The organism is Exiguobacterium sp. s163 (genome assembly GCF_018617135.1).
Classification (GTDB): domain Bacteria; phylum Bacillota; class Bacilli; order Exiguobacteriales; family Exiguobacteriaceae; genus Exiguobacterium; species Exiguobacterium profundum.
Genome location: NZ_JACSJN010000001.1, coordinates 592,199 through 613,316, shown reverse-complemented (window position 1 = coordinate 613,316; position 21,118 = coordinate 592,199). Strand labels below are relative to the sequence as shown.

Genomic DNA, 21,118 nt, shown 5'->3' with positions numbered 1-21,118 from the left:
TCTAAGGAGGAGTTCAGATGATTTATAACATTCGCGGCGAAAACATTGAGGTCACACCAGCAATCAAAGACTATGTCGAGAAAAAGCTGGAGAAGTTGACTCGGTATTTCACAACTCCTACGGATGCACAGACGGCTTACGTCAACTTGAAAGTGTATAACGAGAAACAAAAAGTGGAAGTGACGATCCCGATGCCGAACTTGTTGCTCCGTGCTGAGGACATCAACCTCGACATGTATGCGGCAATCGACCTCGTCGTCGATAAATTGGAACGTCAAATCCGTAAACACAAAACGAAACTCAACCGTAAAGGACGCGGGAAAGAAGGTGGCGTCGGCGAGTACTTCAAGTCTTTAGAAGGACCTGATGATGCACCGGCCGTTTACGATGAGGACGAGGCAGAACTCGAACTCGTGCGGACGAAACGCTTCACGTTGAAACCGATGGACACGGAAGAGGCGATTCTTCAAATGGATATGCTCGGTCACAGCTTCTTCGTCTTCTCTGACGCAGAAACGGGCAACACGAACGTCGTCTACCGTCGTAAAGATGGGAAGTACGGCTTGATCGAACCTGAATAATATACATGACACTACACGACCTCCCGGCTTCGGGGGGTCGTTTCCTTTTGCCTTTCCTTGAAAGGTGGCACCACTTCGGTTAAACTGTACATTAGGGAAAAAACATGCATTTTTTAGTGAGTGCAGAGGAGATATGAGTATGGCGAACTTTTTGAAAGAGTTATTTGCTCCACAGAAACGAATGTTGAAAAAAGCAGAGAAAGCGGCCGACTTGATCGAGTCGTTCGCCGAACCAATCAAAGCATTGTCCGACGAACAGCTTCAGGCGAAGACGGAAGAGTTCCGGGAACGTCTGGCGAAAGGCGAGACACTTGACGATCTCTTGCCGGAGGCGTTCGCGGTCTGTCGTGAGGCATCGGAGCGTGTGCTCGGCATGCGTCATTACCGTGTCCAGCTCATCGGGGGCTATGTGCTCCATAACGGCGACATCGCCGAAATGAAAACCGGTGAAGGGAAGACGCTCGTCGCGACGCTTCCTGTCTACTTGAACGCGCTCACTGGCCGTGGCGTACACGTCGTAACGGTCAACGAATATTTGGCGAAACGAGATAAAGAACTCATGGAGCCGCTCTACTTCGCACTCGGTCTCTCGGTCGGCCTCAACGTGTCGAACATGGACCGTGTCGAGAAACAGGCGGCCTACAACTGTGATATCACGTACTCGACGAACAACGAGCTCGGATTCGACTACCTCCGTGACAACATGGTCCTTTATAAGGAAGACCGTGTTCAACGTGAGCTCTACTACACGATTGTCGATGAAGTCGACTCAATCCTCGTCGATGAGGCGCGTACTCCGCTCATCATCTCGGGATCGGCTCAAAAATCGACAGAACTCTACACACGCGCGGATGCGTTCGTCCGTACGTTGAAAGAAGGAGACGATTATACGGTCGACGTGAAGACGAAATCGGTCCTCTTGACGGACCAAGGGGTCGACCTCGCCGAGAAGTTCTTCGGCATCGACAACCTGTTCGCAATCGAGCACGTCGCCGTCAACCACCACGTCGGGCTCGCCCTTCGTGCGAACGCGGTCATGCATCACGATATCGACTATATGGTACGTGAGGGGCAAGTCATGATCATCGACCAATTCACGGGTCGTGTCATGGACGGACGCCGCTACTCGGAAGGTCTTCACCAGGCGATCGAGGCGAAAGAAGGCGTCGAGATTCAACGCGAATCGATGACGCTCGCGACAATCACGTATCAGAACTACTTCCGGATGTACGAGAAGCTTGCCGGGATGACCGGTACGGCGAAGACAGAGGAAGAAGAGTTCCGTAACATCTACAACATGCAGGTCGTGACGATTCCGACGAACAAACCGATCCTTCGCGATGACAAGGCAGACCTCATCTTCAAATCGATGGAAGGCAAGTTCAAAGCCGTCGTCGAAGAAATTTCGGCAGTCCACGCAACGGGACAACCGATCCTCGTCGGTACGGTCGCCGTCGAGACGTCTGAATACTTGAGCAAACTCTTGACAAAGAAGAAGATTCGTCACGATGTCTTGAACGCGAAGAACCACGCCCGTGAGGCGGAAATCATCGAGAATGCCGGTCAAAAAGGTTCCGTCACGATTGCGACGAACATGGCCGGTCGTGGTACCGACATCAAGCTCGGAGAAGGTGTCATCGACCTCGGTGGTCTTTACATCATCGGGACAGAGCGTCACGAGTCACGCCGAATCGATAACCAGCTCCGTGGTCGTGCGGGTCGTCAAGGGGACCCGGGTAAATCCCAGTTCTACTTGTCACTCGAAGACGAGCTCATGCGTCGCTTCGGAACGGATAGCCTCCAAAGCATGATGGAGCGTCTCGGGATGGATGACACGCAACCGATTGAGAGCCGCATGGTCTCGAAAGCGGTCGAGTCAGCGCAAAAACGTGTCGAAGGAAATAACTACGATGCGCGGAAGCAGCTTCTCGGTTACGACAACGTCATGGCCGACCAACGGAAGGTCATGTATAAGGACCGCTCGAGCATCCTCGAGAACGAGTCGGTCACGGATATCGTCCGTTCGATGATGGCGCAGACGGTCGAACTCGGTGTCGGACAATACACGCCGATCGAACTCGTACCGGAAGAATGGAACATCGACGAGCTCGCGCACTGGGCCAACCAGACGCTCGCGCTCGAGAAGACGGTCGAAGGCAAAGACTTCTTCGGCAAAGAACGTGAAGAAATCATCGAACTTCTCATGGAGCGCGTGAACGAGCAGTATGAGGCGAAACGAGAACTCGCGCCGCCGGAACGCTTCAACGAGTTCGAGAAGATCATCGTACTCCGTGCCGTCGACTCGCACTGGATGGCTCATATCGACCATATGGACCAGTTGCGTCAAGGGATTCATCTCCGCGCTTACGGACAGAACGATCCGCTTCGTGAGTACCAAGCGGAAGGGATCAACATGTTCGACGCGATGAATGCGGCAATCGCAGAAGAAGTGACAGGCTTCGTCCTTCGTGCCGAAGTCGGGGACAACCTCCGCCGCGAGAAAGTCGTCGAAGAGGAAGTCGCCGTATCAGGCAAGAGCGATGCACCTGTCAAGAAGAAGCCGGTCCGTCGTTCGAAAGAAGACAGCATCGGCCGGAACGACCCGTGCTGGTGCGGTTCTGGCAAGAAGTTCAAAAACTGTCACGGTAGACAACAGGCTTAATTATTGAAGAGGCGGGTCCGCTCGCCTCTTTCCTACGGAAAGGTGAATCACACTATGGAAATTTCAGATATTCGGAACGAACTAGAGGCGATGGCGAAACGCCTCGAGAATTACAGAGCGTCTCTCAACTTGACAGAGAAAGAGGCACGTATCGCCGAGCTCGAGAACGAGATGACGTATCCTGACTTCTGGGACAACCAGGAGAAGGCACAAAAAGTCATCGATGAGTCAAACGGACTCAAAGCGATGGTCGACAAGTATCAAGACCTCGCCAATCAACATGAGGACGGCGAAGTGACGCTCGAACTCATCAAGGAAGAGCCGGACGCCGAGATGCAAGAAGAGCTCGGGGAATCGATTCAAGCGCTCAAGAAGGAGTTTGATGACTTCGAACTCGAGATCCTCTTGAACGGACCATACGATGCGAACAACGCCATCCTCGAATTGCACCCGGGTGCGGGCGGTACCGAGTCACAGGACTGGGCATCGATGCTCCTTCGGATGTATCAACGTTTCGCTGACAAACAAGGCTGGAAAGTCGAGACGGTCGATTACCTCCCGGGTGAAGAGGCGGGCGTCAAGTCGGTCACGCTCCGCATCGTCGGTCATAACGCATACGGCTACTTGAAGGCGGAGAAAGGGATTCACCGCTTGGTCCGCATCTCGCCATTCGACTCGTCAGGTCGTCGTCATACGTCGTTCGTGTCATGTGACGTCATGCCGGAATTCGATGACGACATCGAGATCGAAGTACGGACAGAAGACCTCCGTATCGACACGTACCGTGCATCAGGTGCCGGCGGTCAGCACATCAACACGACGGACTCTGCCGTCCGGATCACGCACGTGCCGACGGGCGTCGTCGTTTCGTGTCAGACCGAGCGCTCACAGATCAAGAACCGTGAGTCGGCGATGAAGATGTTGAAAGCGAAATTGTACCAACGCGAACTCGACGAGCAGCAACGAAAACTCGACGAGATCCGTGGGGAAAAGACGGACATCGGTTGGGGTAGCCAAATCCGTTCGTATGTCTTCCACCCGTATTCGATGGTCAAAGACCACCGGACGAACTATGAAGTCGGGAACACGAGTGGCGTCATGGACGGCGACGTCATGCCGTTCATCGATGCCTACCTTCGTAAAACAAATATGTGATGCATGTGGCTCAAAGACACCCGTCTTTGGGCCATGTTGTGTGTAAAGGAGACTTTCTTTAATGAAGCAAATCGTCAAAGACTATCTGTATTTGTTGACCGGCTCAGTGTTCGTCGCCTCGGCCTTCAGCTTATTTCTGTTGCCAAACAATCTGGCATCAGGCGGGGTGAGCGGGATCTCGGTCATCACGTATGAGCTGTTCGGCATCTCGCCGGGGGCGTTCCAGCTCGTGGCTAACGTGTTACTTTTGATTATCGGTTGGGCCATCCTTGGACTCGGCTTCGGGGTGAAGTCGCTCGTCGGCTCCATCTTCTTACCGGGTGTCATTCTTTTCTATGAGGCGATCGATGCCGGTGCGGCCGTGGACGATACGCTCCTCGCGGCCATCTTCGGTGGTGTCGGCGTCGGGGTCGGACTCGGGCTCATCTTCCGGGGGCGCGCCTCGACAGGGGGGATGGACTTGATCGCGCAGGTCTTACATAAGTTCACGCACATCCCGCTCTATCTCTGTATCGCCATCCTCGATGGCATGGTCGTCTTGACCGCGGCCTTGACGTTCTCGTTCACGACCGGACTCTATGCACTCATCGCGTTATTCATCACGGTCAAGATGATCGACTTCGTCCAGCTCGGGTTCACACAGGACAAGATGGCTTACGTCATCTCGGAGAAGCGGGACTTTATCGTCCGGGCCGTCTTCGAGGAGCTTGACCGCGGAGCGACAGAGATCCAAGCGATCGGAGCGTATTCACGTCTCGACCGTCCGATGCTCATGATCGTCGTCCGTCAGAGCGAGGTGAGTCGATTGAAGGAAATCATCCGTCGGATCGACCCAGAGGCGTTCCTCGTCTTCAGTGAGGCACATGAGGTGCTCGGACAAGGGTTTACGTCTGATAAGCGTTACATCAACGTGCCGTAAGTTGTGGAATCTTTGTGTACTTTTCGTGAGATTAGGTTAGAAAACATACGTTAACGGCTATAATGGTAAATGTAGGTCATTTCTACAACTTAGGAGGGGAACGTGGTTATGAAAAAATGGATGATGGCCATCGGCCTCGGCGCCATGCTGACACTCGGCGCATGTGGCGGCGGTGAAGAAGAGGATACATCGAGCAACGGGGATTCGGGCTCGAACACGGCATCGGTTGACGCGGAAGCGGTATACGCACAAAACTGTGCGGCATGTCATGGTGCGAACCTTGAAGGAATGAGTGGTCCGTCACTCGAGCAAGTCGGTGCTCGTCTGTCGGCAGAAGAGATTGAAAACGTCATTCGAAACGGTCAAGGCGCGATGCCTGCGAACGTCATTGAAAAAGACGAAGAGATCACAGCGGTCGCCGCTTGGCTCGCTGAGAAAAAATAAGATTCGACAGCATGAGGTGGAACACACCTCATGCTTTTTTGTTTTGGGTGTTAAGGCTTGGGGAAATATTGTTAAGGTAACGTGAGACATAGTGGAAATGGAGTGATGACGATTGAAGACGAAACTGATTGACTGGCCGACTTTTATCGGCTCGTTTGTATTACTGTTAGGGGTGACGTTACCGCTCATCTTCTTCCCAGAGACCGGTAAAGCGTGGGTCGGTGCGGCGAACGAATACATGACCTCTAACTTCGGCATGTTGTACTTAGCAATGGGCTTAGGTGCGTTCGGATTTTTGATTTTCATTGCCTTCAGTAAGAATGGTCATATCAAATTAGGTCGTGAAGATGAAGAACCCGAATTTAGTACATTCTCTTGGGCGGCGATGTTATTTGCTGCCGGCATCGGGTCCAGCATCCTCTATTGGTCCGTCATCGAATGGGTCTATTACTATGAAGGTCCGCCGTTCGGGCTGACACCGGAGTCACCGGAAGCGATTCAATGGTCGACAGCATATGGGATGTTCCACTGGGGACCGATCGCTTGGGCAATCTATACGTTACCGGCACTGCCGATCGCTTATTTCTTTTACGTCCGTAAGAAATCCGTCTTAAAGGTAAGTGAAGCGGTACGTCCCGTTATCGGAAAATGGGCAGATGGACTCCTCGGTAAATTGATTGATATCTTATTTATCTTTGGATTATTAGGTGGTGCCGGGACGACGCTCGCCCTCGGTACCCCGATGATTGCCGAAGGGGTCAACGAACTGACAGGGATTCCCGTCACGCTCGGGATGCAGGCCGTCATCATGTTGATTTGTACGGTCATCTTCGCCATCAGTTCTTACATTGGACTGAAGGGTGGCATCAAAGTACTCAGTGACTTGAACATCTGGCTCGCCCTTGGGATTTTGACGTTCGTGCTTATCTTTGGTCCGACTCGATTCATTATGGAGACGACGTTCAATGGAGTCGGAATCGTCATGGATAACTTTTTCCGGATGGCAACGTGGATGGAACCGTTCGGTGACTTCGGTGGCTTCACATCGACCGGGTTCCCGGAATCGTGGACGGTGTTCTATTGGGCATGGTGGCTTGTCTATGCACCATTCGTCGGATTGTTCGTCGCCCGTATCTCACGCGGTCGTACGATTCGGAATATGATCTTTGGGACGATGGTGTACGGAACGCTCGGATGCATCTTGTTCTTTGGGATTCTCGGAAACTACGGGCTCTACCTTCATCTAAGTGGGACGTTCGATGTTGTCGGGTACATGGCGGCGAATGGCCCGGCACCTACAATCATCGCCATCATCGGCCAATTGCCTTTCGGGAAAGTCGTCATCGGCGTCTTTACGCTTCTTGCCATTATCTTTTTGGCGACAACGTTCGATTCATCATCATACATCTTGGCATCGGTCACGCAAAAACATGTCGAGGATGAGCCGATTGTCTGGAACCGTCTCTTTTGGGCGTTCGCGCTTGCTATCATGCCGCTCACGCTCATGTTCCTCGGCGGACTAGAGACGCTCCAGACAGCGAGTATCGTCGGTGGATTCCCGCTTATCTTCATCATGTTCCTTCTTGCTTGGTCATTCGTCCGCGTATCGAGTCGGGATATCCGGGCTTCCGATGACTATGAATCCTCAACGATTCATATCAAGTATCGGAAACGGAAAAAGTCGCCGTTTGATGCATTGAAAGAAAAACCACACGATTAAATGTGGCGTATTGGTGAAGGGTGTTCCTTAGGGAGCACCCTTTTGAAGTGCGGTTTCAACATTCTCTGGGAGATTAAGAAAGTGAGGTTCTTCGCGACATTTTCACATCGAACTCAATCGAACTGAAACAATCCTGTAATGGTGTTTTAAAAGTCGGATTGATATAATTGTAGTCGCTTCAACATATGCCCTAGATGATTTTTTGACCAGGCTAACATAAAAAAGCGACACCTTGACAGAGGGAGCCGTTTCCTGTAAAAAAGACTCTAGGCGAAATATACAGTAACTAAAATAATCGATTCAAATTCGTCATAGATGCTTAAAAATAATTTAAAAAGGGTAGGGAATACGTTATGATCTCGATGCAAAAAGTCAGTAAAGTATATCCGAACGGCGTCGTCGCCATGGATGACCTCGATCTAGAAATTCGCGACGGCGAGTTCCTTTATGTCGTCGGGCCTTCCGGTGCCGGAAAGTCGACGTTCATGAAGATGATTTATCGTGAGGAGAAGCCGACAGCCGGTCAATTGTTGATTGACGGACTCGATGTCGGGAAAATTAAAAACCGACACGTACCGAAGCTACGCCGTCAACTCGGCGTTATCTTCCAAGACTTCAAATTGTTGCCGTCACTTACGGTATATGAGAACGTAGCGTTCGCATTAGAAGTTGTAGGAGCGGACACGTCTTCGATTCGGAAACAAGTCATGGATGTGTTGAACCTTGTCGGATTGAAGAACAAGGCGCGCAACTATCCCGACGAACTATCAGGTGGAGAACAACAACGTGTCTCGATTGCTCGCGCAATCGTCAATAAGCCAAAATTGATCATCGCCGATGAGCCGACAGGGAACTTAGACCCGGAAACAGCATGGGGCATCATGGAAGTGTTTGAAGAGATTCACCGCCGCGGAGCCACAATCGTCATGGCGACACACAACCGTGACATCGTCGATAAGATTCGTCACCGCGTCATCGCGATTGAGAACGGGAAAGTCGTGCGCGATGAAGAGAAAGGAGCATATGGCTATGATATTTAAGACTGGATTGCGCCATTTGCGTGAAGGGTTCAAAGGAACACTTCGGAATGGATGGATGTCGTTCGCGGCGATTAGTGCCGTGACCATTACGTTGCTACTTGTCGGTGTATTCGCACTCGTCATGTTCAACATCAATGAAATTTCAGATAACGTCGAAAATGATGTCGAGATTCAAGTGTTCATCACTCGTACAGCGGATGAGAACTCGGTTGAGAAACTCGGGGAGAACATTGAACAGGTGCCGGGTGTCTCGACGGTCACGTTCAGTTCAAAAGAAGATGAGCTAGCGAAGTTCCAAGACCAGCTTGGCGATGATGCGGCTGCATACGGAACGGTTGAAAAAGACAACCCGCTCCACGCCCGCTATATCGTCAAAGCACAAGACCCGACAGAACTAGAGGAAGTGGCCAAATCGGTCGGTTCACTCGATAATGTGGACGATGTGAAATACGGAAAAGACTACATCGATAAAATGTTTGCTTTCTTCAACGGGATTCGCATCGGTGGACTCGCGTTGATTGTCGGTTTGACATTGATGGCGATGTTCTTGATCTCAAATACGATTAAAATGACAATCTTCTCGCGTCGCCGTGAGATTGAAATCATGCGACTCGTCGGAGCGAAAAACAGCTTTATCCGCTGGCCGTTCTTTATCGAAGGATTGCTCCTTGGAATGCTTGGGGCTCTCGTCCCGATTCTTGTCATTTATTTCGGATATGACGTTGCATATAGTGCTTTACAACCATCGCTTGATCAATTGAATAGTGATATATTTAAGTTGATTGATCCATCGACGCTAACAGTCCAAGTATCGCTTGTTTTACTTGCACTCGGTGCGTTCATCGGAATCTGGGGATCGACGACATCGCTCGGTCGTTTCTTGAAAATCTAACTTAAATAAGGAGGAATTGGCGGATGAAACGTTCGCTTGCGCTAGGGTTGTGTGTATCGTTACTTGCCATGCCGGTCATGGCGACAGAGAAAGACACGTTGAAAGCTCGACAAGATCGACTGTCCAATGAGTTGGAGGAGTCGAAAAAAGCGCAGGCTGAGACGGATGCCGAACTCGAGATCACCGAGGCAGAGCGTGATGCCGTGAAGACGGAAATACACGTCGTCGACGACCGGTTGAATGAATTGAGCGAACAAATCGCCATTCAGCAGCATGAGGTCGATACAGCCCGGGCAGAACTCGAGTCGACCCGCCAACAACTTTCCGTTCAGGAAGAATACTTGGAAAGCCAGAAGGAACTCGTGAACGAGCGCCTTCGCGTTTTGCAAGTACATGAAGACACTTCCTATTTACAAGTCATTTTTGAGTCCCGTTCCTTCGGCGACTTCGTGACACGGGCTATGACGGCCCGCACGATCGCTGAACAGGACCGGGAGCTCATACATAATTATATGAGTGAGATGGAACGTTTGGAGTCGCTCGAGTCGACACAACGTACCCAGCTCTCTTTCATCAAGCAAAAAGAGCGCGAGCTCGTCATCACCAAGCAAGACCTTGACCGGACGGCCGAGAAGAAACGTGACCTGTTGGTTGAACTGAACGAGCAAGTAGAGCAGCTCGAGCTCGAAAAGATGACGCGCAGTGAAGAGCAGGCGGTCATGGCTGAACAGAACCGCATCATCAGTGAACAACTAGAGGCGATTGCGACTGCCGAACGAGAAGCCGCAGAGGCAGCGGAACGTGCCAAACGTGAAGCTGAGGCGCGTGCTGCTGAAGAGCGAGCACAAGCAGAAGCGGAAGCCCGTGAGTCGGACGTCGAGGAGGCACCAGAAGTGACCGCACCAACCGAAACACCGACGAATGTGTCCACGTCCACGGGATTCGTTCGTCCTGTGTCCGGTTATGTGTCTAGTCCGTTCGGTCCACGAGACAACCCGTTGACAGGTGTGCCGGAGATTCACAAGGGCATTGACCTCGTCAATGCGTCTGGAACACCAATCGTGTCAAGCGCACCAGGTGTCGTCATCAAGGCGGCACCGGCGACCGGGTATGGAAATGTCGTCTTCGTTTCGCATGTCATCAACGGTGAGATTTGGACGACCGTCTATGCCCATTTAAATGCGATCACAGTCGGAGCCGGTCAACAAGTGGCGGCGGGACAGACGGTCGGAACGCTCGGCAATACCGGCTGGTCGACGGGTCCCCATCTTCATTTTGAGTTACACCGAGGAAAATGGGCACCGGGACAGCCGAACGCGATTGACCCAGCCCCGTATATTGGATACTGACAGAAGCGGACGCGTCCCAAATATGTGGAACGCGTCCGCTTTTCCTTTAGTTTTTGCTATACTAATGAAAAGACTTACAAAGAGAAATGAGGGACCAACCCGTGAAAAATTCAACCGCAGGACTACTCGCTGGCACAACGTTCGTGGCTGGGGCCGGTGCAGGCCTTGCGACGATGGCGTTTACAGACACATCGCTTCCCATTCAAACGAATGCGGAAGGCTGGGATAAAGTCGACCAAGTACGTGATTTGATTGAAGAACATTCGTTACAGGACATCTCAGAAGACGATTTATTGACCGGTGCGCTCGACGGGATGACCGCAGCGCTGAACGACCCGTATTCGGATTTCTTGGATGCGGAAGAAACGTCACAATTTACGGACTCGATTGAATCGAGTTTTGAAGGAATCGGCGCGACTTTGGAGAAGAAAGGAGAGGACATCTTAATTGTCGCTCCGATCAAAGGCGCTCCGGCCGAAGAGGCTGGACTTCGTCCTGGTGACATCATCACAGCGGTCGACGGGGAGTCGATCGAAGGGATGGATGTACAGGAGGCCGTCCAATTGATTCGAGGAGAAAAAGGGACGACCGTCACATTGACGATTCGCCGTGGCAGTCAGACGGCGGACTACGAGATCATACGTGACACGATTCCAATCGAGACGGTCTTCTCTGAAGTGAAAGAGAAAGACGGTAAAAAGATTGGGTATCTCCAAGTCACCCAATTCTCAGAACCGACGGCTGATGAATTCCTCGAACAACTCGAGCAACTCGAGTCAGAAGAGATCGATAGCTTGATCATCGATGTTCGTGGAAATCCGGGAGGTCTCTTACCTGCCGTCATCGAGATGTCAGAAGGATTCGTCCCGACATCAAAACCGGTCGTCCAAATCGAGAATGCGGACGGGGACCGGGATGCACAAAACGGCCGCGCTCGTGAAGCGAAACCGTATGACCTGTTTGTCTTGACGGATGAAGGTTCTGCCTCGGCATCTGAGATTTTGACTGGTGCGATGAAAGAAGGAGCAGGCGCGACCATCATCGGGACGAAGACGTTCGGAAAAGGTGTCGTCCAGACGGCGTTCGACTTAGAGGACGGCAGTAACTTGAAATTGACGACGAGCAAGTGGCTCACACCGGACGGAAATTGGATTAACAAGAAGGGCATCGAGCCGGACATTGAAGTGGAGCAACCGGATTACTTCAACGTGACCCGTGTCCTAACAGAAGAAGAGTCGCTCCAAGTCGGAGATTACGGTGACGCCGTCTCGAACTTGCATAAAATTTTAACTGGAATCGGCTATGAGCCAGGCGGTCAGCCGGGATATTACGGGGACACGATGGCGAACGCCGTGAAAGCATTCCAGACAGACAATGGTCTCGAGGCTTCTGGAACTGTCGATGAAGAGACGGCCTCGGCCCTCGAAGCGAAGTTGCTCGAAGCGATTCAAGATGAGGCGAATGACGCCCAATTGAATCGTGCGCTTGAAGAAGCCGCAAAATAACGTTGTATGAAAGAAAGGGTTGGACCGCGTGGAAGTTGTACGAATGGGTGTTACGGCTTTATTGACGTTGTTAGGTAGTCCGCTGTTTTGGGTGACACTTGTCGCCCTTACATACATATCGCTGACACGGGTCAAGCGAGAACGGGCCATGTTCCGTTCGAGACGTCGCTCACCGAAGTCGGAATGGAGACATTTCATCTGGCCGAGTCTTCTGTTAGCGGTCCTCTCATCGGCCGTGACGATTTTACTCGAGACGACCATCACGTTTGAGTGGGCCGTCTCGTTCACGATTCTCTATACGCTCGTCGTCTTGACGATGCATCCGCGATTCTTTAATCCGGTGCTGCCTCTTCTCGTGTTGTTTGGGGTCGTCTTGTTACGCGATGTTGTCGCATATGGGGTGCTTCGTGATTGGGTAGCAGCACTCGCTCAGGTCGATTGGACGGTCTATGCGCTCACATTCGGCCTCGTCACCCTTGCTGAAGCGATTCTCTTGCGCTGGAACGGACCAAAAGAGACATCCCCGACCTTGATCTTGTCGAAACGGGGGCAGTTTATCGGAGGGCATGTCGTCAAACGGATTTGGTTTTTCCCGCTCGTCGTCTTCGTGCCACCGATGTTCGGTCTCGACTGGCCGATGGTGCCCATCATTCTTCCGATTCCCATCGGGGTCAGTTTATTGTCGACCGGCGCCCTACCAGGAACGCTTCTCGCACGACTGAGCAATTATCGTGCCGTACTCGCTTTGATCGCTCTCGGTCTATTCGGCCTCTCATATGCGTTTGAGATTCCATATGTCGACTATGTAGTATTGACGCTATTCGTCCTCTATGAGCTCGGCTTACAATGGATCAAACGCGAGAATCGGGGAACGACACCCGTCTTCATCAACGGAAACCGTGGGGCGGTCATCGTCGACACGCTACCGAACTCGCCTGGAGAGGCGATGCAGCTCATCCCGGGTGAATCGATCTATAAAGTCAACGGGACGGTCATCACCGGAGGGCACAGTTTTTATGAGGCGCTCCAGCAACATAAGCCATACATCAAGCTGGAAGTGTTGAATCTGAACGGAGACATCCGATTCGTTCAACGGGCGATGTATGAGACCGATCCACATGAGCTCGGGATTTTGTTCGTCGGGGAACCAACGAGCCCGAGAGTTCGCTTACGTAAACTGTAAGAGTATCCGTCATGGGTACTCTTTTTTTGCATACAAAAAGGGCACCTGCAAGGATGCCCTTTCGTCTTATACATCAAGTTTTGAAGGTTTGAATGCCATTGTGGCTTCGACAGCGTGTTGCCATCCTTTGTATAGGGCTTCACGGTGAGACTCGTCCATGTTCGGATCGAACTTCTTATCGAGTTTCCACTGGTCTTTGACTTCGGCTTGGTCTTTCCAGAATCCAACGGCGAGACCCGCCAAGTAGGCGGCACCGAGTGCAGTCGTTTCACTCACTTCAGGACGTTCGACCGGGACGTTGAGAATGTCCGATTGGAACTGCATGAGGAAGTTGTTGCTGACGGCTCCACCATCGACGCGGAGCGTCTTCAAGTTGATGCCTGAGTCATTTTCCATCGACGTGAGGACGTCACGTGTCTGGTAAGCGAGTGACTCGATTGTCGCCCGGACCATCTGTTCTTTCTCTGTCCCACGCGTGAGACCGAAGATGGCACCACGGACGTCAGAGTTCCAGTACGGGGCACCGAGACCGACGAAGGCAGGAACGACGTAGACACCGTCAGTTGATTCGATCCGTGTCGCATACTGTTCTGAGTCTTTCGCTGATTTCAACATTCGTAATCCGTCACGGAGCCACTGGATTGCAGAACCGGCGACGAAGATCGAACCTTCGAGCGCGTATTCTACTTTCCCGTTATAGCCCCAAGCGATTGTCGTCAAGAGACCGTGATCAGATTTGACGGCTTCTTCTCCCGTGTTCATGAGCATGAAACAACCTGTTCCATACGTGTTTTTCGCCTCACCTTTTTCGAAGCAAGTTTGTCCGAACAAGGCGGCCTGTTGGTCACCTGCAGCTCCGGCAATCGGGACTTCGAATCCGAAGAAGTGGTATGGAATCGTGTTCGCATAGACTTCACTTGACGGTTTGACTTCAGGAAGCATTGATTTTGGCACTGTCAAGATGTCGAGTAACTCGTCATCCCACTTCTGCTCGTAGATGTTGTACATGAGTGTACGCGATGCGTTCGAGTAATCGGTTACGTGTGCTTTTCCACCAGAGAGTTTCCAGATGAGCCACGTGTCGATTGTCCCGAAGAGGAGTTCGCCGTTCTCAGCTTTTTCACGTGCACCCTCGACGTTGTCAAGAATCCATTTGACTTTCGTTCCTGAGAAGTAGGCATCGATGAGGAGACCTGTTTTGTCGCGGACCATATCGGAATGACCGGCTGCTTTCAGCTCTTCACAGATGTCGGCGGTTTGACGGGATTGCCAGACGACGGCGTTATAGACAGGGCGTCCTGTTTCCTTCTCCCAAACGACAGCTGTTTCACGTTGGTTCGTGATCCCGATTCCGGCAATCTCATTCGGGTCGATATCAGCAGAACCGAACGCTTCCGCCATAACGGCGAGGACAGACCCCCAAATCTCATTGGCGTTGTGCTCGACCCAGCCTGGTTTCGGGAAGTATTGTTTGAATTCGCGCTGTGCGACTGTGACAATTTTTCCATCATGATCAAAGATGATTGCTCGTGAACTTGTCGTTCCTTGGTCCAATGCTAAAATATAACGTTTTTCTTTCGCCATATGTGATTTCCTCCTTCAAAATTATGTGTTAAGGGACGAGAATACCGTAGATGAGTGCGGCAATAATCGCACCGATAATCGGACCGACGACCGGGATCCATGAATAACCCCAATCTGAAGATCCTTTTCCTTTAATTGGAAGGAATGCGTGTGCGATACGTGGCCCAAGGTCACGTGCCGGGTTGATCGCATATCCCGTCGTACCACCGAGCGAAAGACCAATCGATACAATCAAGAAACCAACGATGAGTGGATTGAGTCCGTCTGCGAATGTGTTTGCCCCGAATGACAACAATGCAAAGACAAGGACGAATGTTCCGATAATCTCACCAATCAAGTTGTACGGCGTGCTTCGAATACCTGGAGCTGTCGAGAACGTCGCCAGTTTTAAACCAGGATCGTCTGTCGCATCATAGTGCGGCTTGTAGTGGACATACACTAAACATGCCCCGATGATGGCTCCAATAAACTGAGCGAGGATATAAAGTGGGACATCAGCCCATGGGAATTCGCCTGCTGTCGCGAGACCAATCGTGACGGCAGGGTTGATGTGAGCGCCTCCGTAAATTCCGGCTGCGTAGACCCCGACCATAACGGCAAGACCCCAACCCATTGTGATGACAATCCAGCCAGAGTTTTCCGCTTTGGAATGGCGGAGGACGACGCCGGCGACGACACCGTTACCGAGCAGAATCAATAGCATCGTACCAATAATTTCACTGACAAATGCTGACATGTGATACTCCCCTTTCTCCCTTATGCAATTTGACTTACCACTTCATTATATGCCCAAAATGTAAGCGTTTTAAAACAGTGTTTTTTAAAAATCCTACTTTTTTCCTACAAATGTTCACATTTACAGCTGTAAACTTCGCAAAAGAATTAAGAAGCAGAGCGAAACGTTCACGAAGTGGATGGTTTTTTCGGATATTTCAAGCATTCCAATTTACTAGGGACATAGTCCAATCTGAAAAGTGCAATGCTTTATGCCACAAAAGTGATTCTGTTGAAATCTTGATGTGATGATTTGGATGGAACAAGATGTTTCTTTTGAGACAGTAAAGGAAAAAGAAATGAACAATGGATTGAATGAAAAAAAGAAATAAAATGAATTAACCTACAAACTAATAAGCGAATATTTGTTCGTGTCTATGGTATAATCAAGACACTTATGAAATGAGAAGGTGAGGAGTATCTTATGGAATCGATTCCGTTTGCATTACAATCTGAATTTCAACCAGGAGGCGACCAGCCTGAAGCGATTCGACAGCTTGTCGAAGGTGTAAATCGAGGTGACCGGTATCAGACGCTCCTCGGTGCAACGGGTACGGGTAAAACGTTTACCGTTTCGAACGTCATTCAAGAAGTAAAGAAGCCGACACTCGTCCTCGCCCATAACAAGACGCTCGCCGGTCAGCTCTACTCGGAGTTCAAAGAGTTCTTCCCGAACAACGCGGTCGAGTACTTCGTCAGTTACTATGACTACTATCAACCGGAAGCGTACGTGCCGTCGACGGATACGTTCATTGAGAAGGATGCTTCAATCAATGATGAAATCGATAAGCTGCGTCACTCGGCGACGTCGGCTCTCTTTGAGCGCGATGACGTCATCATCGTCGCATCTGTCTCCTGTATTTATGGTCTCGGTAACCCGGAAGAATATCGGAGCCTCGTCTTGAGCCTTCGCGTCGGGAAAGAGATGGGACGTGACGAGATGTTACGTAAACTCATCGACATTCAATATGAACGAAACGATATCGATTTTCAGCGTGGACGTTTCCGTGTCCGCGGGGACGTCGTCGAGATCTTCCCAGCATCGCGTGACGAACACTGCATGCGCATCGAGTTCTTCGGAGACGAGATCGACCGTATCCGTGAGATGGATCCGTTGACGGGTGAAATCATCGCAGACCGTGATCACGTCGCCATCTTCCCGGCATCCCACTTCGTCACACGCGACGAAAAATTGCAAAAGGCAATCGTCAACATCGAAGCGGAACTTGAGGAACAACTTGAGAAGTTCCGCGAAGAAGGGAAGCTCCTAGAAGCGCAACGACTCGAGCAACGAACGCATTACGATTTGGAAATGATGCGTGAGATGGGGTATTGTTCAGGAATCGAGAACTATTCGCGCCACTTGAACTTGATGCCAGAAGGCTCGACTCCGTATACGCTACTCGATTACTTCCCAGAAGACTTCTTACTCGTCGCCGATGAGTCGCACGTGACGCTCCCGCAAGTACGCGGGATGTACAACGGGGATCAGGCACGGAAACAAGTGCTCGTCGATCACGGCTTCCGTCTCCCTTCGGCGAAGGATAACCGTCCGCTCAAGTTCGATGAGTTCGAGAAGAAAGTCTCACAAGCGATTTTCATCTCGGCGACACCAGGTCCGTACGAACTCGAACATACGCCGAACATGATTGAGCAGATCATCCGTCCGACCGGGTTACTTGATCCGACAATCGAGATTCATCCGATCAAAGGTCAGATTGACTACTTGATGGATCAGATTCGCGAACGCATCAAGCGCGACGAGCGCGTGCTCGTGACGACGCTCACGAAGAAGATGGCAGAGGACCTATCCGATTACTTACGCGAAGCGGGAATCAAGGTCAACTATATGCACTCCGAGATCAAGACGCTCGAGCGAATCGAAATCATTCGTGACCTTCGGCTCGGGAAGTATGACGTGCTCGTCGGGATCAACTTGTTGCGGGAGGGTCTCGATATTCCAGAGGTCAGTCTCGTGACGATCCTCGATGCGGACAAGGAAGGGTTCCTTCGTTCGGATCGCTCGCTCATCCAGACGATTGGTCGAGCGGCGCGTAATGCGAACGGACACGTCATCCTGTTCGCGGACAAGGTGACCGACTCGATGGCGCGGGCCATCGAAGAGACGGATCGTCGTCGGTCGATTCAACAGGCTTATAATGAAGAACATGGAATCATCCCGCAGACGATTCGAAAGGACGTCCGAGGGGTCATTCGGGCAACGGTCGAGGCGGAAGAGGAAGCACTCGAATCGCTCAGTACGATGAAGCCGGCCGAACGCGAGGCGGCGATTGCCAAGTTGGAAGAAGAAATGAAGCAAGCGGCGCGCGACCTCCAGTTCGAACGTGCGGCCGAATTGCGTGACTTAATCTTGGAGTTGAAGGTAGGGAATTAAATGGCTGAAAAGAAAAATGCGATTGTCATCAAAGGGGCACGCGTCAACAACTTAAAAAATATTGACATCGATATCCCACGTGACCAGCTCGTCGTCTTGACGGGCTTGTCCGGCTCCGGGAAATCGTCACTTGCGTTCGATACGATCTATGCGGAAGGACAGCGTCGTTACGTCGAGAGCTTATCCGCATATGCCCGACAGTTCCTCGGACAGATGGATAAGCCAGACGTCGATACGATTGAAGGGCTCAGTCCGGCCATCTCGATTGACCAGAAGACGACGAGTCGTAACCCACGGTCGACGGTCGGGACGGTGACCGAGATTTATGATTACCTTCGTCTATTGTTCGCACGAATCGGGAAGCCGGTCTGTCCGAACCACGGCATCGAGATCTCGAGTCAAACGATCTCACAGATGGTCGACCAGGTGATGGAATTGCCGGAACGGACGCGACTCCAAATTCTTGCGCCAATCGTATCGGGTCGAAAAGGGACGCACGTGAAAGTATTCGACTCCTTGAAAAAAGAAGGATTTGTTCGTGTCCGTGTCAATGGTGAAACAATTGAATTGACGGATGAGATCGAGCTCGATAAAAACAAGAAGCATTCGATTGAAGTCGTCGTCGACCGCCTCGTGGTCCGACCTGACGTCGAAGGGCGCCTCGCCGACTCACTCGAGACGGCATTACGTCTTGCGGACGGCCGTGTCATTATCGATAAGATGGATGGCACCGAGCTTCTCTTCAGTGAGCATCACGCCTGTCCGATCTGCGGGTTCTCCATCGGCGAACTCGAACCTCGGATGTTCTCATTCAACTCGCCATTCGGTGCATGTCCGACGTGTGATGGTCTTGGGACGAAACTAGACGTCGACCCAGAACTCGTCATCCCGGACCCGTCGAAGACGTTGAAAGAGGGGGCGATTGCCGCATGGCAACCGACAAGTTCCCAGTACTATCCACAACTTTTGGCTGCGATGTGCCAGCATTTCAACATCGACATGGACGTGCCGTTCGAGCGCCTATCAAAACGTGATCAGGACCTCGTCTTGAACGGATCTTCGGAGGAATCGTTCCTCTTCCGCTACGAGAACGACTTCGGTCAAGTGCGGACGAATACCATTTTCTTTGAAGGGGTGCTCCGTAACATCGAGCGCCGTTACCGGGAGACAACATCCGACTATATCCGTGAGCAGATGGAAATGTACATGGCGACACATGCGTGTCCGACATGTCACGGCTATCGCTTGAAAGAAGAGTCGCTCGCCGTCAAGATCACGGGTCAGCACGTCGGGCAAGTGACGGAGAAATCGGTCGTGAACGCACTCGCGTTCTTTGAAGGACTCAACGAGCAGTTGAGCGAGAAAGAGATCGCCATCGCCCGTCTCATCCTCCAAGAGATTCGGGAACGACTCAGTTTTTTGAATAACGTCGGTCTCGACTACTTGACGCTCTCTCGTGCCGCTGGAACACTCTCGGGTGGGGAGGCGCAGCGGATTCGTCTCGCGACACAAATTGGGTCTCGTCTCACGGGTGTTTTGTATGTCCTTGACGAACCATCCATCGGTCTTCATCAACGTGATAACGACCGGTTGATTTCGACCCTCAAACAGATGCGGGACATCGGCAACACGCTCATCGTCGTCGAGCATGACGAGGACACGATGATGGAAGCCGACTACTTGATCGATATCGGACCAGGCGCAGGAGAACATGGCGGACAGGTCATTGCGGCCGGGACGCCGAAACAACTGATGAAAAATAAAAACTCGCTCACCGGTCAATATCTTGCTGGGAAGAAGTTCATCCCACTTCCGGCTGAACGGAAGATGCCAGACGAACGTTTCTTAAAGATCGTCAAAGCAGAAGAGAACAACCTAAAAGACGTCGACGTTTCCATTCCACTCGGGATGTTCGTTGCCGTAACAGGGGTCTCGGGATCGGGTAAATCGACCCTCATCAATGAGATTCTCTATAAATCGCTCGCGCACAATATGAACCGGGCCAAAGCGAAGCCAGGCAAGCACAAGAAGATTGAAGGACTTGAGCATATCGATAAGGTCATCGATATCGACCAATCCCCGATCGGACGGACCCCTCGTTCGAACCCGGCCACGTATACGGGTGTCTTTGATGATATTCGTGACGTCTTCGCCTCGACGAATGAAGCGAAGATGCGCGGCTACAAGAAGGGACGTTTCAGTTTCAACGTTAAAGGCGGGCGCTGTGAAGCATGTCGTGGGGATGGGATCATCAAAATCGAGATGCACTTCCTTCCTGACGTCTACGTTCCGTGTGAGGTCTGTCACGGGAAACGCTATAATCGTGAAACGCTCGAAGTGAAGTACAAAGGGAAGACGATCGCAGACGTCCTTGATATGACGATTGAGGAAGGACTCGAATTCTTTGACAAGATTCCGAAAATCAAGCGGAAGATTCAAACGATTTATGACGTCGGTCTTGGCTATATGAAACTCGGTCAGCCAGCGACGGAACTTTCGGGTGGGGAAGCCCAGCGTGTCAAACTCGCTTCGGAACTTCATAAACGGTCGACCGGGAAAACGATTTATATTCTGGACGAACCGACGACCGGTCTTCACGTCGACGACATCGCGCGCTTGTTGAAAGTGTTGCAACGTCTTGTCGAGAACGGGGACACGGTGCTTGTCATCGAGCATAACCTCGATGTCATCAAGTCGGCAGATTATTTGATTGACCTCGGACCAGAGGGTGGAGATGGTGGCGGACTCATCGTCGCAACGGGGACACCAGAAGAAGTCGCGGAAGTGTCAGGCTCGTATACCGGTAAGTATTTGAAGCCGGTTCTCGAACGAGATGCAGCCCGAGTGAAACCGAAAGCAGGAAAAAAGAAATAAGTATAGAAATGGTGAGAAACGGGAAGGTAATTGACGTGCAA

At 51.5% G+C, this 21,118-nt stretch carries 15 protein-coding genes; 13 read left to right on the top strand and 2 right to left on the bottom strand.

The genetic code is table 11. From position 1 onward, the window contains the following. Positions 1-17: 17 nt before the first annotated feature. From hpf to KNO71_RS03165, 11 genes are all read left to right on the top strand, one after another. A complete protein-coding gene (gene hpf / locus KNO71_RS03215) occupies positions 18-581 on the top strand; it encodes a ribosome hibernation-promoting factor, HPF/YfiA family (RefSeq protein ID WP_214687196.1) in 564 nt (187 codons plus the stop codon). A gap of 139 nt (positions 582-720) precedes the next feature. Continuing rightward, positions 721-3,243, top strand: coding sequence for a preprotein translocase subunit SecA (gene secA / locus KNO71_RS03210; protein WP_214687195.1), 2,523 nt, complete (start codon positions 721-723; stop codon positions 3,241-3,243). A gap of 54 nt (positions 3,244-3,297) precedes the next feature. Continuing rightward, positions 3,298-4,398, top strand: a complete 1,101-nt coding sequence (gene prfB / locus KNO71_RS03205; RefSeq protein WP_012726943.1) for a peptide chain release factor 2 — start codon at positions 3,298-3,300, stop codon at positions 4,396-4,398. Positions 4,399-4,459: 61 nt separating this feature from the next. Continuing rightward, positions 4,460-5,317 (top strand): YitT family protein, encoded by an 858-nt coding sequence (locus KNO71_RS03200; RefSeq protein WP_031422849.1) that lies wholly within the window; start codon positions 4,460-4,462, stop codon positions 5,315-5,317. Positions 5,318-5,425: 108 nt separating this feature from the next. Next, positions 5,426-5,761, top strand: coding sequence for a cytochrome c551 (gene cccB, locus KNO71_RS03195; RefSeq protein ID WP_031422851.1), 336 nt, complete (start codon positions 5,426-5,428; stop codon positions 5,759-5,761). 112 nt (positions 5,762-5,873) lie between these two features. After that, entirely contained in the window at positions 5,874-7,481 is a 1,608-nt protein-coding gene (locus tag KNO71_RS03190; RefSeq protein WP_214687194.1) for a BCCT family transporter, read from the top strand. A 353-nt stretch (positions 7,482-7,834) separates the two neighbouring features. Then, positions 7,835-8,521 carry a cell division ATP-binding protein FtsE gene (ftsE, locus tag KNO71_RS03185; protein ID WP_078147321.1) on the top strand — a complete coding sequence of 229 codons (687 nt, stop codon included), beginning with the start codon at positions 7,835-7,837 and terminating at the stop codon, positions 8,519-8,521. Further along, a complete protein-coding gene (gene ftsX / locus KNO71_RS03180; protein WP_031422854.1) occupies positions 8,511-9,413 on the top strand; it encodes a permease-like cell division protein FtsX in 903 nt (300 codons plus the stop codon). The genes ftsE and ftsX overlap by 11 nt, the downstream gene beginning before the upstream one ends. Before the next feature lie 23 nt (positions 9,414-9,436). Continuing rightward, positions 9,437-10,762 (top strand): murein hydrolase activator EnvC family protein, encoded by a 1,326-nt coding sequence (locus KNO71_RS03175; protein WP_214687193.1) that lies wholly within the window; start codon positions 9,437-9,439, stop codon positions 10,760-10,762. Positions 10,763-10,863: 101 nt separating this feature from the next. After that, positions 10,864-12,267: a S41 family peptidase gene (locus tag KNO71_RS03170; RefSeq protein ID WP_214687192.1), complete on the top strand. Its 1,404-nt coding sequence runs from the start codon at positions 10,864-10,866 to the stop codon at positions 12,265-12,267. A gap of 28 nt (positions 12,268-12,295) precedes the next feature. Further along, positions 12,296-13,450: a PDZ domain-containing protein gene (locus KNO71_RS03165; RefSeq protein WP_240499842.1), complete on the top strand. Its 1,155-nt coding sequence runs from the start codon at positions 12,296-12,298 to the stop codon at positions 13,448-13,450. Positions 13,451-13,516: 66 nt separating this feature from the next. Here the strand turns inward: KNO71_RS03165 and glpK are convergent, their stop codons facing one another. Both glpK and KNO71_RS03155 read right to left on the bottom strand, forming a co-directional pair. Beyond that, on the bottom strand, positions 13,517-15,034 hold the full coding sequence (glpK, locus tag KNO71_RS03160) for a glycerol kinase GlpK (RefSeq protein WP_078147317.1): 1,518 nt from the start codon (positions 15,032-15,034) through the stop codon (positions 13,517-13,519). A gap of 28 nt (positions 15,035-15,062) precedes the next feature. Next, positions 15,063-15,770, bottom strand: coding sequence for an MIP/aquaporin family protein (locus KNO71_RS03155; protein ID WP_047795079.1), 708 nt, complete (start codon positions 15,768-15,770; stop codon positions 15,063-15,065). Between the two features lie 462 nt (positions 15,771-16,232). On the opposite strand from KNO71_RS03155, the gene uvrB reads away from it, so the two are divergent. Further along, positions 16,233-18,203, top strand: coding sequence for an excinuclease ABC subunit UvrB (gene uvrB, locus KNO71_RS03150; protein WP_214683870.1), 1,971 nt, complete (start codon positions 16,233-16,235; stop codon positions 18,201-18,203). Then, entirely contained in the window at positions 18,204-21,077 is a 2,874-nt protein-coding gene (uvrA, locus tag KNO71_RS03145; protein WP_047795081.1) for an excinuclease ABC subunit UvrA, read from the top strand. The last annotated feature ends 41 nt before the right edge of the window (positions 21,078-21,118 follow it).

What these genes read in the sequence shown, in the direction of transcription:
- hpf (WP_214687196.1), top strand. Translation starts at nt 18, where the DNA reads ATGATTTATAACATTCGCGGCGAAAACATTGAGGTCACACCAGCAATC.
- secA (WP_214687195.1), top strand. Translation starts at nt 721, where the DNA reads ATGGCGAACTTTTTGAAAGAGTTATTTGCTCCACAGAAACGAATGTTG.
- prfB (WP_012726943.1), top strand. Translation starts at nt 3,298, where the DNA reads ATGGAAATTTCAGATATTCGGAACGAACTAGAGGCGATGGCGAAACGC.
- KNO71_RS03200 (WP_031422849.1), top strand. Translation starts at nt 4,460, where the DNA reads ATGAAGCAAATCGTCAAAGACTATCTGTATTTGTTGACCGGCTCAGTG.
- cccB (WP_031422851.1), top strand. Translation starts at nt 5,426, where the DNA reads ATGAAAAAATGGATGATGGCCATCGGCCTCGGCGCCATGCTGACACTC.
- ftsE (WP_078147321.1), top strand. Translation starts at nt 7,835, where the DNA reads ATGATCTCGATGCAAAAAGTCAGTAAAGTATATCCGAACGGCGTCGTC.
- ftsX (WP_031422854.1), top strand. Translation starts at nt 8,511, where the DNA reads ATGATATTTAAGACTGGATTGCGCCATTTGCGTGAAGGGTTCAAAGGA.
- KNO71_RS03175 (WP_214687193.1), top strand. Translation starts at nt 9,437, where the DNA reads ATGAAACGTTCGCTTGCGCTAGGGTTGTGTGTATCGTTACTTGCCATG.
- glpK (WP_078147317.1), bottom strand. Translation starts at nt 15,034, where the DNA reads ATGGCGAAAGAAAAACGTTATATTTTAGCATTGGACCAAGGAACGACA.
- KNO71_RS03155 (WP_047795079.1), bottom strand. Translation starts at nt 15,770, where the DNA reads ATGTCAGCATTTGTCAGTGAAATTATTGGTACGATGCTATTGATTCTG.
- uvrB (WP_214683870.1), top strand. Translation starts at nt 16,233, where the DNA reads ATGGAATCGATTCCGTTTGCATTACAATCTGAATTTCAACCAGGAGGC.
- uvrA (WP_047795081.1), top strand. Translation starts at nt 18,204, where the DNA reads ATGGCTGAAAAGAAAAATGCGATTGTCATCAAAGGGGCACGCGTCAAC.